The sequence below is a fragment of the Streptomyces sp. NPDC047072 genome (assembly GCF_040643855.1).
Classification (GTDB): Bacteria; Actinomycetota; Actinomycetes; order Streptomycetales; family Streptomycetaceae; genus Streptomyces.
This window is the reverse complement of the sequence record NZ_JBEYVC010000075.1, coordinates 34,232-45,583: the sequence shown is the minus strand read 5'-3', so window position 1 is coordinate 45,583 and position 11,352 is coordinate 34,232. Positions and strand designations below refer to the sequence as shown.

Here is an 11,352-nt window from a genome sequence, read left to right as displayed (position 1 = left end):
CGGACACGGCGGGTTCATGGGGCTCGACCGGCGGGACGGGCCGGTTGGGCTGGGTGGAGCCGGGGCCGGTGCGTCCGGGGATCTGGACCGGCGCGGCCACCGGCGGAGGCGCCACGGCCGCAGCCACCGCACCGGGCACGGTGCCGGGTACCGGCGAGCCCCGCGTGTCGCCGTTCGAGGCGATGGGCATGGCCACGGCGGTCCCCGGCGAGGCCGGTGAGATCACAGTCGAGCGGGCCGACTCCCCCGGGTCGGGCACGCCCGCCGGCACCTCGAGTACGAAGGAGAACAGTGTGGGTGACGCGTCCAAGACCGGCGGCCTCGTAGCGGCGAGCCCGGAGCGTGATGCCTGGATCCAGCGGTGGGGCAGCGGCGGCATCGCGGACATGGACGCGCAGCACGAGACCGAGGTCACCCTCGACGACACGCTCGACGTCCTCGAGGAGCTCACCAAGCAGTCGTTCAAGGCGCACGAGACGTGCAAGAAGCTGTCCCGCAAGGCGCGAGAGATCCGGTACGAGCTGGACGAACTCGCCGCGGACCTGCGCTCGACGCACAACGTCATCGGCCGTCTGACCGGTGCCGCGATGGCGCTGCTGGCGGAGTCCATGGAGCTGCTGGCCCGCAAGGCCGACGAGATGTCGGTGAAGTCGCTGGCGGCGGCGGAGGTTTCCGAGACGGTGGAGAACGCCATGTTCGACGCCTACCGCCCGCTGCAGCAGGCCACCGAGGACGCGGGCCTGGCCGTGCCCGCCGCCCGTATCCACAACGAGAACTGAGAGGAGATCAGCACGTGAGCGACAACCTCCCCGCCGTCCCGGGCATGAACAGCGGAGGCGGTGCCAGCAGCGGCAACGGCTTCCTCGCCCTGGCCGGCCGGACCATCAGGCTCGCGGCCTCCGCCCTCTTCCTCAAGGAGGGCATGCACCTGCTCCGCTCGCACATGCAGGCCAACGCCAACGCGGCCAGCCGCCTGTCGGAGATGAACGACCAGGCCGAAGTCGAGGCCCGGTTCACCTCCATGATCATGGACCTCTCCACTCAACTCACCGGAGTGGCGGAGGCGTCCGGCGAGATGGTGAACGCCGCCGACGCCGTCGACACCAACGCCCGCGGCTTCAACTCCGCGCACGACCGGGAGTACCGCCCCGGCTACGAGGCGTCCAACGGCTCCGGCGTCAAGCAGGCCAAGCCCGGCTACTACCGGCGCACCGGCCGCCGCCGCTGAACAACCCCCACCACCCCACCGAGGGGCCGCGCCCGCCACCCGGCGAGCGCGGCCCCTCCCCCATTCCGCCCCATGAACGGAGGCAGTGTTGAGCACCATCGACCAGGCGGCGCCGGCCGCCGACACACCCAAGAGCGTCCCGGGCCACGTCATCTACCGGCGCGTCCTGGCCGAACGCACCTCCTACGCCCTCGCGGCCGCCGGAATCGCCGTCGGCCCGCAGCTGGACGACTCCGTGCTGTCCTACCTCGCCAGCGGCGGACTCGCGGCCGGCACCATCGCCTGGCTGTACGCGAAGACCAAGGACCCCGACCAGGGCCTGGACGTCATCACCCGCGCGCAGCGCTCCATCCCGTTCCTGACCGCCGCCGGCACCTACCTGGCGAACCTGATCACCCCCGGCTTCAACTGGTGGGAGGTCCTCGCCCCGGCCGCCTGGGCGGGCCTGATGGGATGGATGGCCCCGCTCACCCGCAGCGCGGGCTTGGTCCTCGAGCTCACCGAGCACCAGGAGCAGCTCGCCGACGGCGGCCCGCGCGAGCCGGTGACGTACGAAGAGTTCCTCGCCGCGAAGTGGGCGCACGCCACCGGCGGCGAAACCCGCCTGGTCAGCGTCCAGCCGTACCGCGCCGACCGGCCCGACTTCGAGGCCGTCATCGTCGCCCAGGCCGGGAAGGCCGTCCCCAACTACACCGAGACGCAGCTCGCCGCCGCGTTCGACTTCCCCCTCGGAACCGTCGCCCTGCGCCCCGTCCAGGGGTCCGGGCCCGGCCGCATGAGGGTGGTCGCCCGCCCCACCACCGAGGACACCGAACGGGCCGCGGAGGGGCTGCGCGGACTGTGGGAGACGGCCGTGTGCAGGCCCGGCGGCGCCGCACCCGGCGTGCAGCTGGTCGACTACCGGGCCGAAGCCCACCGGATCGTGCTCCTGGTCGCCTCCCCCGCGGGCAAGGAGATCCGCCTGCCGCACACGGCGATCTGCTCCGCCTTCGGCATCGACGACCCCTCCCGCCTAGTGATCGAAACGGATGGAATTCGCATGGGTGTTGTCTCCGTCTACAAGACCAACCCGCTGATGAAGGTCCGCAAGGCCACCGTCGAAGACCTGACGATGGACTCCAAGGGCCGCATCACCATCGGCATCTGCCACGACGGCAAGCCCGCCCGGATGCGGCTGTGGGACCCCAGCCAGGGCGCCCTGCGCGGCATCACCGCCGGCGTCACCGGCGCGGGCAAGTCCGTGCTGCAGAACCTGATCCTCGCCGCAGAGAAGCGCTCCGGCGTCGTCTCCTGGGTCGGCGACGTCCAGGGCGGCATGTCCCTGCCGGAGGCGGAGGGCCGGGTCGACTGGTTCGCCAAGGGCCCGGTGGAAACGCTGATCATGCTGACCGTGGCGCACGCGGTCATGAAGTACCGCGAGCGGATCTCCAACGAGATGGGCCGCGGTGACTTCGCCCTGGGCAAGCCGTGGCCGCTCATCAACATCACGCTCGATGAGATCAACCGCCTGCTCTCGCACCCCGACGAGGACATGCGGAAGCTGGCGGCCTACCTGATCGCCGACATCCAGAAGACCGGCCGCAAGGTCGGCATCGGCATCCGGCTCGCCGTCCAGTCCCTGCACCTCAAGGACCTGGGCGACGACGACGCGATCCGCCAGCAGGGCAAGGTCGGCGCGCTGTTCCTCATGCGCACCGCATCGTCCTCCACCAAGGAGATGGGTCTGGACGGCATCGCCCCGACCGGCTTCCAGATGGAGAACATCCCCGCCCGGATCTACGAGAACGGGCAGATCGAGGCGCTGTTCAGCGGCAAGGACGACGAGGACGGCGAGTCCACCGCCGGCATGGCGTACATGTTCCTCGACGGCCGGGCCAAGTTCATGCGCACCTTCTTCGCCCAGAAGGTCGACGGCGTCTACCCCGACCTGATCGAGCTGTACGGCGAGGACCCGGTCACCGGCCTCACCGACGGCGAGGCCAAGGTCGCAGCCGGCGCTGCCGAGCTCTACACCCTCCGGCACAGCAACCCGTTCGCCGACTGCGACACCCTCGCCCAGGCGTTCGGCGGCGCGAAGAAGAGCGCTGGCGCCAGCGCCCAGTCCGAGCAGTCCGACACGGACGGCGACGATGACGGCGGCGGCGAGGCGGCCGCACTGTTCGACGCCCCGTTCGGAGCGCCGTTCGGCGCGGAAGCGGAACCCGGCGAGGAGCCCGGCCTGCAGGACCAGATCTACACGCTGCTCGCCGACGGGCCCATGAGCCTCAAGGACCTGCGCGAGGCCCTGCCCGGCTTCCAGCCCTCCAGCGTCAGCAACGCCTGCACCCAGCTCAAGGCGAAGGGCCTGGCCAAGCCGGTCAAGCGCGGCGTCTGGCAGCGCGACAACTGACCACCAACCGAACCCAGTTCACGAAGGAAACCGATCACCATGGCCGTGTCGCTCTCCCTTGTCCTGCTCACCGGCATCATCGTCGTCGTCCTGTGGCGCAGCGGCTACCTCCGGCTCTGGCCGACCCTCACGGTCGCCCTGTTCGGGTTCAGCCTCGCCTCCACCGGCATCGCCCCGGGCATCCGCGACGCGATCACCTCCGTCGCCGGGTGGATCAGCTCCATCTCCTTCTGACCCCGTCCCGAGGTCACGGACACGACCGCAGCACCCCTCCCCGCCCCTTGCGCCCTCCCCGCCACCACGGCGGGGAGGGCGCACCCGTCCCAACACCGTGAAACGGAGAACACCGTGAACTTCAACCCCACCGCCGGCCGCCCGATGTCCGAAGCCGAAGCCGCAGTCGCAGCCCGGCAGATCTTCGAAAAGAGCTTCGGGCCCGACCAGATGGCGAGCAGCACCGAGTCCGAGCCGGTCCGGCACTTCCCGACGTCCTTCCGCGACGAGAGCCCGACACCCACCCACGGCGACGCCCCGCCCGTGTGGCAGGACGACAAGCGGGTCGTGCCCCCGTGGGCGGCAGGCCTGGCGGTCGCCTCCATCGGCGTCGGCGCCGGGGCCACCGGTCTCGGCTGCGCGGCCTGGCTGCTGTTCAAGGGCCTGGCCCTCGTCAGCGTTCCCGCTCTCAGCCACTTCGCGCTCATCGTGATCGCCCCGTTCGCCGGTGCGGCGATGGTGCTCACCGCGGCTGGCACTGCCATCGCCAAGGCGAAGAGCAGCAGCACGACGAACGTCTACGAGGGCTCGGTCGTGCAGAACACGCAGATCAACAACACCAGCCACCAGCGGGGCATGTTCTCCCGCACCCGCAACGACGTCCGCTGAACCCGGGCACCCTGCCTCGTATCCGACACCTCGCCCGCGGGCTGGGGCTTCGGGTGCGGGACAGGCCGTCCGGCCTCACGGTCACTCGTAGTCGATCCAGATCCGCCCATGGTCGTCGACCTCGGCACCCCGGATCTGCCCGTCCACGATCGCGCCGTTGATGACCACCTCGACGTCGTAGTCCACGTCGATCCACAGCACACCGTCGTCGTCCGTGTACGCGGGCCAGATCTGCCCGTCCGTGTCCACGACCTCATCGAAGACGACTTCTTCCGGCTCATCGCGGGTGAACCACCCCATCGCAGCCGCCTCCCTTCGCTTCCGGGCCGTCGATCACAGCTTGGCCCACTCGCACGCTCCGTGAACACCGCATCGACAACAAGGAGTTGCCCCGTGCCGTCCAACAACAACACCGGCCAGGACCGCCAGGAGCTCGCCTACCTCCCGGTGCTCTACCCGAAGACCCCCGCCAAGGAGCCGCGGTTCGCCGCACTGCGCACCTGGTGGACGAAGGCGTGGGAAGAGGACGGCGTCCTGAACACCATGTGGGAGGACATCCTCAGCGCGCCCGAGGACGGCTTCCGGTACATGGCCCCCTGGCTGCGCACCGTCCTCGCCGTCGCCGGGATCTCCTTCGTCGTGCTGCTGGCCCGGGCCGCCGGCGAGGTCGTCCTCGAGGCGCTGCACCAACTGCTCACCGCCGTGCCCAAGGTGCAGGTCGGCGTCGACACATCCAACGGCGTGTTCGCCGTCGTCGACCAGCCGGTCCGCACGTACATCGCGCAGCATGCAGCCGGCCTGCCCGTCGCGGCCTCCACCGTCTACACGCTGTGGCTGCTCACCGGCATCGTCGGCCTGGTCCTCGGCTGCCTCTCCAAGAACAACGGAGTGCGCGCGATGTGGACCGCACACGGCGCGGCCACCGTGTTCATGGTCTGGACGGCCACCCCCGCCACCAGCCGACCCGTCGCAGCCGCGCTCGCCGTCCTCGCCTGGACGTTCCTGTCCGCCATCGCGATGCGCGGCCTGACCCTGCGCCGCCGCGTCCGCGCCGGGCGCCCGGCCAAGGTCACCGTCAAGCCCGAGATCCACGTCCCGGTGCCGGTGCCGGTGCCGGCCGCGCCCGCCGACAACGGCTGCCCCTTCCGGAACTGACCTCCGGTCGCTCCGCCTGGTCCTCGCCCACCCGACCGGGGTGGGCGAGGACCGGACAGGCCGACCGGCCGCCTCGCACCGCGCCCGCCGACCAACGCCGTCGGCGGGCGCGGTGCTTGCTGTCCACCGACATCTGGAGGAACCGCTCGTGCTCATCCCCAGACCGCGCCGCCGGATCGGCCGGCCTCGCCCCCACCGGCCCGGCCTGCGCTACCCGCAGCGCCCCGTCCGGCTGCCCGGCGCCTGGAGGCAGTGATGCCCCGCCCCCGGAAGAAGCGCCGCCGCAGCGAGTCGAAGCGGGTATCGCGCAGCGAGGCACTGCTGCCCGAGTACGACCGCGGCGCGGTCCCTCCGGGCCTGGTCACCCGCCGCCAGTTACGGGACATGGGCCTCAGCCCCGGCGGCAACAAGGGCGCGGTGGCGATCCTGCGCTGCAAGTGGTGCTCCTACCGGCCGTGGCTGTCCTGCAACCACCCCACCCGGGGCTTCCTGCTCCGAGTCGACCTGGCGAAGCCCAAGCGCATCCCGACGCTCGCTCAGGAATGGGCGCTCGACCGGGCGATGGCTGCTCGCCAGACCTGTGGCCAGTGCGGGAGGCGCTTTTACAGCTGTCTCTCGAAGCGGCTCGGGTGCTGCCTGGAGTGTCACGAGGGCACGCCGGTGGACCCCACCAGCTACGCCGCTCCCGCGGCTTCGTCCTCCCCTCAACTCGCCGCCTGACCAACCTCGAAGGAGAGTCACCCATGCTCAGCACGCTGTTCACCCGCCGCCCCGCCGTACTGGACACCGCGATGTGGACGCCGGACGGTACGACCGTCGTCCAGCGCTACCGCGGCGCCGTCGGAGAACGGGAAGGCGCGATCGTCCTCGTCTACACCGCCGATGGCGACCGAGGGATGTCGTACTTCGCCGCCGCCTGCCTCGGCTGCACCTACCGCGCGGCCAGCAGCACCAGCCGCACCCGACTGACCGAGCAGGAGGCCGCCGACCTCGCCAACACGCACGCGGCCAACTGCCGTGCGCTGGACCGGGGCATCCCGACCGCGCCCGACGACGACCAGGCCGCGAAGATCGTGCGAGCCCGGCTGGCGGGCATGCGCAAGCACGGCACCACCAGCCGCCAACACGTCCACCTCAGCGACTTCCACGCGGATCGCGTCGACCTCCAGCGCCCGGCGGACTTCATCAAGGTGAGGATGCTCCGGCTCGCACAGGATGAGCCCGACTTCCTGACCGCCCAGCCCACCGCCAGCGGCACGGGCACCCAGTTCCTGCTCCTGCCGCACCCGCCCCGGACCCGCACGCGGTGAGCACCCGAACCGCTCTGCTGCTCGCGGCCGCCGTACCGCTCACGGCCACGGCGGCCGCCGTTGTCCTCAAGGCCGGCCACTGGCAGATGACGTGCTCCCGGCACGGGATCTGGCTGGAGCCGCGTCCCCGGCCGAACTGCCCCGACTGCCACGGCGCCGGCGGCTGGTGGACCAGCGGGCCGTACCCGGACATGGAGGCCTGCTGGTGCTGGGCAGAGCGCCGCCAGTTCTCCCTCCGGCTCCTTCCGGTCCGGGACCCCTGGCCGGACGAACCCCCGTTCTGACGGATCCCCGTGCCGCCCCGACCAGCTGACAGCGCTGGCCGGGGCTGTGCGGAGGACCGGACAGCCCGGTCGCTCCCGAACCCTGATGGAGCTGCACGTGACCGAGACCATGACCTCTTCCACCGTCGCGGCCGGCGCGGACTCGCCGTTCGCCCTGCTCTTCGACATCGCCCTTGAGATCGGTGTGCAGGGTGAGGACGAACAGCGAGAGGACGCCAAGACGGCCGCCCTGGACCACGTCTGGAACCGCTACCCCGACACCTTCGGCAAGGCCGTGGACGACGACGACTGGTCCGGTCGGCCCGCCCTGCCGGGGGCCGCGCTGGAGTCGTGCGCCGTCGCCTACCTGGACGGCGGCTGGTGGCTGCACCACACCGTCGACGGCGACCAGGAGCGCGACGTCCTCACCCTCATCGCGCCCTGCACCTGCGGAAACGGCTACATCGACACCGCCCTGGACGGCGAGTGGGACTTACTCGACGTCCTCAACGACCTGCGCGCCACCGGCGGCCGCTTCCCGCACAACAGCGACCGGCCCGACTGCGGCAGCAGGCCCCGCCTGCGCGCCTGGGGCGACGCCCGGCCGTGACAGCGCAACGGGGCGGCGGGCGGATCCCGCCGCACGCCGCCCCCTTCTGAACCACCGACGTACCCAAACCGACCCAGGCGGCCCGCGCGGTGTGCGGGCCGCCTGGGTCATCCCGGCAAGGAGAACACCCGCTCATGACGACCTCCACGGTCCCCGCCTCCACCATCGACCAGAACCTGGACACCGCCTGCGCTGCCGTCGCCAGCGAGATAGGACGCACGGACGGCAAGGCGTCCTTACTGCTGGCCTTCAACGGAGCGGTCCTCGCTGGCCTCGCCTCCGTCGCAGACAAGGACCTGCCGCCAGTGACGAAGATCTTCGGCGCGCTCGCCGTCTTCGCCCTGGGCGCCGCCGCCGTGTTGCTTCTCCTGGTCGTCAGGCCCCGCTTACGCGGCGACGACAAGGCGTCCTTCCCCTACTGGGCGCGCGTGGACGAAACCGAGATCCACGCCTGCATGGACGGCGACACCCGCGCTTCGCGCATCCGGGTCTTGTCCATCCTCGCCGTACGGAAGTTCACACACCTGCGGCGCGCGGTCGATCTGTCGCTCGCCGCCGTGGCCCTGCTCGCGCTGGCCGCCGCCGGCGCTGCGCTGTGACGACGGCCAGGGCGGCCCGCACGCGTCTGGAGCGCGTCCGCGCGTCGGCCGGTATCGCCCAGCTCGCCCTCCAGCAGATCGAGGACGATCTCAAGGCCGACGACGTCGACCAAGAGGTGCTCGCCTCGATCCTGCGCGAGCTCATCGAGGACACCGACCCGCCCGGCGGGTTCATGGCTGCCGTAGCGCAGTTGCTCACCGTTGCCGCACGCCGCGCTGAGCAGATCGAGCCCGACCGCGACGGCGACGCTTCCTGCCCGCTGTACGAGGCCGCCGCCCTGATCACCGACAACGTCGGGATGCGTCTGATCTGGGCTGCCCAGTCCCTTCACCCGCAAGGAGGTCACTGAGATGGCGAACGAGAAGGCGACGAACCCGCCTCGAGGTCAGTGCACCCAGTGCTGGTACCACGCGTACGCCAGCCGTCAGGCGCACGCGGGACTCGGTCCGCGTGAGGACTGCCCGGCCTGCGTGGACCACATGGTCAACGGCCACCCCCACCACATGATCGTCCGCTGACGGTCCCCGCCCGCTTCCTGCCCACCTCTGCCGGGGCCACCGCACGGCCCGGCGCTCCTTCAACGGAAGGACCCGATGCAACTGCTGACCCTGCCCGCCGGCACCATGTGCGCCCTGGTCGGCCCGCCCGGCTGCGGCAAGTCGACCTTCGCCGCCCGGTACCCCGCCAGCTGGCGCATCTGCCTCGATCTCTACCGCCTGGCCGCGACCGACTCGGAGGCGGACCAGACCGCAACCCCAGTCGCCGCCGAGATCCAAAACCTGCTCCTGGACGCGCGGCTCGCCCGCAACCTCCGCACGATCATCGACAGCACGAATGTCATGGCGCACGTGAGAGCCGGACTGCTGGCCCGGGCCCGCTACTGGCAACGCCCCACCGCTGCCGTCCTGTTCGACGTTCCGCTCGCCACGGTTGAGGCACAGAACGCCTCCCGCGACCGGGTCGTCCCGGTGCACGTCGTCCGCGAGCTCCACGACCTGACACCCACCCGCGAGCAGCTGCTCACCGAAGGCTTCGGCACCGTTCACCTGGCCTCCGAGCTCGCTACGGCGGGAGCCGGCCGGTGAGTCGGGCGGCGCCCGGTCCACACCCTCACCCGCTCACCCCGGCCGACCTTCCGAACGGTGACGAGTGGTGGCACGGCTGCCCGGACTGCCACCTGCCCATCCAGGGCGGCGGGGCCGGCCTCGCCGCACACCGCAGCACCGTCCACACGGCCGCCGGGGATCCCCGGCGGCCCATCACCATCCGGCTCGACCACTGAGGAGGCCCTTGTGACCGCTCCAGCCCAGCCCACCGCGCACGACACGTTCGCCGCGCTGAGCGTCTGCTTCACTGCGGATCTCGCCGCGATCGTCGGTGAGGAACCGCCGGTCGGTATCACCGCGACCAGCTTCATCGACCTCGTGGAACGCGCCATGCACACCTTCGGCGCCGCGAACCGTGACCACCTGCAGCGCGCCGGCGAGGAACTGGACTACGCGGTCGGCCACCTCACCGAAGCTCTGACTCTCACCGGGAGCGACCAGCGCGACCGGCTGGCGAGGGCGCGCACGCATCTGCGGTACGCCATCGAAACCACCCGCTGACCCCGTTGAGCGCACTCTGTGCCGCCCCGACCCCGGCCACCGCTGGGGCCGGGGCGGTCGCAGTGGCCCCTCAACCACGAAGGGAGATGGACGTCATGGGCCTGCCCTACTACGAGGTGGACGTCCCGATCAGCAGCACCACCCAGCCCGGCCTGACCGGCGTGCACATCTTCGCCGGACCCGCCGACAGCCGCAGCGCCGCCGTACGGATCGCGCACGAGGTCTACGACGCGGCGCGCGCCGCACAGGAGGCCGGACTCGAGATCCCCGGCAAGCGGCCGGACGGCTGGGGAGCGAGCGGCTACCGGCCCGGCTGGGAGCCCGACTGGCTCTCCGCGATGGCCGGCCGCTGGGACGACCCGTACAGCTGGCTCCGCGTCAGCGACTTCGACCTGTAGCTACGCCCCGGGACAGGCGCTCAAGGCGTCCAAACCAGTTCGCCTGTCCCGGGCCTACCCAACCCGTACGAGACGAGAGGGAGATCCCAAGTATGGACTCCGTCCTGCGCGGACAGGCCCCGAATGGGCATCGCGCACCCCTACTGACTACCGCCGCCGTGCCGTTGACCGGCACGAGCCCGGCCGTCGGTGATCTGCCCGAGGGCGACTGGATCCGCGGCATCACGATCCGCCAGCCCTACACGGCCTGCATCCTCGCCGGGAAGAACCCGGAGAACAGGCCCGTGAACTGGCCGTGGCGAGGCTGGATGATGATCCACGCCGGGCAGAAGCTGGAGAAGCCCGCGCTGCGCGACCCGCTGGTCGCCACCGCGATCCGGGGCCGCGAACTGCACCTCGGGGCGGTCATCGCCGTCGCCCGCCTCATCGACTGCCACCCCGACCAGGGACCCGAGAAGTGCACCAGCCCCTGGGCGGAACGCGGCGTGCAGCACCTGGTCTTCGCCGACGTCCAGGAGCTCGCCCTGCCCGTGCCCGCCACGGGCGCGCTTCCGGCCTGGAAGCCGTCGGAGGAACTGGTGATGCAGGTGTTCCAGCAACTGCCCCGCTTCCGGCCGTGACCCGCACGGGACGCAAGAAGGAGACGCCGCCGTTCCTGCCGGGCTTGATCCCGGCTCCCGGTGAGCTTCTCGTCTGGCGTGACGGTCAGCACTTCGACCGCTGGCAGGACCTCGCCTGCACGCTGTGCGGCCAGCCCACGCCCATGCGCTCCCACTCCGGCGAGCCCGTGCACAAGGCGTGCGCTGAGGACTGGATCACCGCCAACCCCGTTGAGGCCCGCCGCGGGCGGTTCGCCTCCGACCTCACGCCGAAGCCCAAGTCCAAGGGCCAAGGCGACCACTCCTGACCT

19 protein-coding genes and 1 pseudogene are annotated in these 11,352 nt (G+C 71.2%); 19 read left to right on the top strand and 1 reads right to left on the bottom strand.

What is annotated here, in order from left to right; genetic code table 11:
- The 5 genes and pseudogenes from ABZ896_RS28410 to ABZ896_RS28390 all read left to right on the top strand — a co-directional run.
- Window positions 1-779 (top strand): annotated as a pseudogene (locus ABZ896_RS28410) (hypothetical protein); the annotation flags it as partial.
- 14 nt (window positions 780-793) lie between these two features.
- Window positions 794-1,228, top strand: a complete 435-nt coding sequence (locus ABZ896_RS28405; protein ID WP_360935068.1) for a conjugal transfer protein TraB — start codon at window positions 794-796, stop codon at window positions 1,226-1,228.
- Between the two features lie 88 nt (window positions 1,229-1,316).
- Complete coding sequence (locus tag ABZ896_RS28400) at window positions 1,317-3,617, top strand: winged helix-turn-helix domain-containing protein (RefSeq protein WP_360935065.1); 2,301 nt, start codon at window positions 1,317-1,319, stop codon at window positions 3,615-3,617.
- 39 nt (window positions 3,618-3,656) lie between these two features.
- Entirely contained in the window at window positions 3,657-3,851 is a 195-nt protein-coding gene (locus ABZ896_RS28395; protein ID WP_360935062.1) for a hypothetical protein, read from the top strand.
- Between the two features lie 114 nt (window positions 3,852-3,965).
- On the top strand, window positions 3,966-4,499 hold the full coding sequence (locus ABZ896_RS28390) for a hypothetical protein (protein WP_360935059.1): 534 nt from the start codon (window positions 3,966-3,968) through the stop codon (window positions 4,497-4,499).
- An 81-nt stretch (window positions 4,500-4,580) separates the two neighbouring features.
- Here the strand turns inward: ABZ896_RS28390 and ABZ896_RS28385 are convergent, their stop codons facing one another.
- A complete protein-coding gene (locus tag ABZ896_RS28385) occupies window positions 4,581-4,799 on the bottom strand; it encodes a hypothetical protein (protein WP_360935056.1) in 219 nt (72 codons plus the stop codon).
- Window positions 4,800-4,892: 93 nt separating this feature from the next.
- On the opposite strand from ABZ896_RS28385, the gene ABZ896_RS28380 reads away from it, so the two are divergent.
- The 14 genes from ABZ896_RS28380 to ABZ896_RS28315 all read left to right on the top strand — a co-directional run bounded on the left by ABZ896_RS28380 (window position 4,893) and on the right by ABZ896_RS28315 (window position 11,349).
- Entirely contained in the window at window positions 4,893-5,654 is a 762-nt protein-coding gene (locus ABZ896_RS28380) for a hypothetical protein (protein WP_360935053.1), read from the top strand.
- A 255-nt stretch (window positions 5,655-5,909) separates the two neighbouring features.
- Window positions 5,910-6,374, top strand: coding sequence for an RRQRL motif-containing zinc-binding protein (locus tag ABZ896_RS28375; RefSeq protein WP_360935050.1), 465 nt, complete (start codon window positions 5,910-5,912; stop codon window positions 6,372-6,374).
- 23 nt (window positions 6,375-6,397) lie between these two features.
- Window positions 6,398-6,964, top strand: coding sequence for a hypothetical protein (locus ABZ896_RS28370; RefSeq protein WP_360935047.1), 567 nt, complete (start codon window positions 6,398-6,400; stop codon window positions 6,962-6,964).
- Entirely contained in the window at window positions 6,961-7,248 is a 288-nt protein-coding gene (locus tag ABZ896_RS28365; RefSeq protein WP_360935044.1) for a hypothetical protein, read from the top strand. Before ABZ896_RS28370 ends, ABZ896_RS28365 begins: the two co-directional genes overlap by 4 nt.
- A 97-nt stretch (window positions 7,249-7,345) precedes the next feature.
- Complete coding sequence (locus ABZ896_RS28360) at window positions 7,346-7,837, top strand: hypothetical protein (protein ID WP_360935041.1); 492 nt, start codon at window positions 7,346-7,348, stop codon at window positions 7,835-7,837.
- Window positions 7,838-7,971: 134 nt separating this feature from the next.
- On the top strand, window positions 7,972-8,436 hold the full coding sequence (locus tag ABZ896_RS28355; protein WP_360935038.1) for a Pycsar system effector family protein: 465 nt from the start codon (window positions 7,972-7,974) through the stop codon (window positions 8,434-8,436).
- Entirely contained in the window at window positions 8,433-8,786 is a 354-nt protein-coding gene (locus ABZ896_RS28350; RefSeq protein WP_360935035.1) for a hypothetical protein, read from the top strand. Before ABZ896_RS28355 ends, ABZ896_RS28350 begins: the two co-directional genes overlap by 4 nt.
- A gap of 1 nt (window position 8,787) precedes the next feature.
- A complete protein-coding gene (locus ABZ896_RS28345) occupies window positions 8,788-8,955 on the top strand; it encodes a pRL2-8 (protein ID WP_360935032.1) in 168 nt (55 codons plus the stop codon).
- 75 nt (window positions 8,956-9,030) lie between these two features.
- Window positions 9,031-9,522: an ATP-binding protein gene (locus ABZ896_RS28340; protein WP_360935029.1), complete on the top strand. Its 492-nt coding sequence runs from the start codon at window positions 9,031-9,033 to the stop codon at window positions 9,520-9,522.
- Window positions 9,519-9,719, top strand: a complete 201-nt coding sequence (locus ABZ896_RS28335; RefSeq protein WP_360935026.1) for a hypothetical protein — start codon at window positions 9,519-9,521, stop codon at window positions 9,717-9,719. The genes ABZ896_RS28340 and ABZ896_RS28335 overlap by 4 nt, the downstream gene beginning before the upstream one ends.
- 10 nt (window positions 9,720-9,729) lie before the next feature.
- Window positions 9,730-10,044: a hypothetical protein gene (locus ABZ896_RS28330; RefSeq protein WP_360935023.1), complete on the top strand. Its 315-nt coding sequence runs from the start codon at window positions 9,730-9,732 to the stop codon at window positions 10,042-10,044.
- Between the two features lie 95 nt (window positions 10,045-10,139).
- Window positions 10,140-10,442, top strand: coding sequence for a hypothetical protein (locus ABZ896_RS28325; protein ID WP_360935071.1), 303 nt, complete (start codon window positions 10,140-10,142; stop codon window positions 10,440-10,442).
- Window positions 10,443-10,534: 92 nt separating this feature from the next.
- Complete coding sequence (locus ABZ896_RS28320; RefSeq protein ID WP_360935020.1) at window positions 10,535-11,062, top strand: hypothetical protein; 528 nt, start codon at window positions 10,535-10,537, stop codon at window positions 11,060-11,062.
- A complete protein-coding gene (locus ABZ896_RS28315) occupies window positions 11,059-11,349 on the top strand; it encodes a hypothetical protein (protein ID WP_360935017.1) in 291 nt (96 codons plus the stop codon). The genes ABZ896_RS28320 and ABZ896_RS28315 overlap by 4 nt, the downstream gene beginning before the upstream one ends.
- Window positions 11,350-11,352 lie beyond the last annotated feature (3 nt).

What these genes read in the sequence shown, in the direction of transcription:
- ABZ896_RS28395 (WP_360935062.1), top strand. Translation starts at nt 3,657, where the DNA reads ATGGCCGTGTCGCTCTCCCTTGTCCTGCTCACCGGCATCATCGTCGTC.
- ABZ896_RS28385 (WP_360935056.1), bottom strand. Translation starts at nt 4,799, where the DNA reads ATGGGGTGGTTCACCCGCGATGAGCCGGAAGAAGTCGTCTTCGATGAG.
- ABZ896_RS28375 (WP_360935050.1), top strand. Translation starts at nt 5,910, where the DNA reads ATGCCCCGCCCCCGGAAGAAGCGCCGCCGCAGCGAGTCGAAGCGGGTA.
- ABZ896_RS28370 (WP_360935047.1), top strand. Translation starts at nt 6,398, where the DNA reads ATGCTCAGCACGCTGTTCACCCGCCGCCCCGCCGTACTGGACACCGCG.
- ABZ896_RS28355 (WP_360935038.1), top strand. Translation starts at nt 7,972, where the DNA reads ATGACGACCTCCACGGTCCCCGCCTCCACCATCGACCAGAACCTGGAC.
- ABZ896_RS28345 (WP_360935032.1), top strand. Translation starts at nt 8,788, where the DNA reads ATGGCGAACGAGAAGGCGACGAACCCGCCTCGAGGTCAGTGCACCCAG.
- ABZ896_RS28340 (WP_360935029.1), top strand. Translation starts at nt 9,031, where the DNA reads ATGCAACTGCTGACCCTGCCCGCCGGCACCATGTGCGCCCTGGTCGGC.
- ABZ896_RS28325 (WP_360935071.1), top strand. Translation starts at nt 10,140, where the DNA reads ATGGGCCTGCCCTACTACGAGGTGGACGTCCCGATCAGCAGCACCACC.
- ABZ896_RS28320 (WP_360935020.1), top strand. Translation starts at nt 10,535, where the DNA reads ATGGACTCCGTCCTGCGCGGACAGGCCCCGAATGGGCATCGCGCACCC.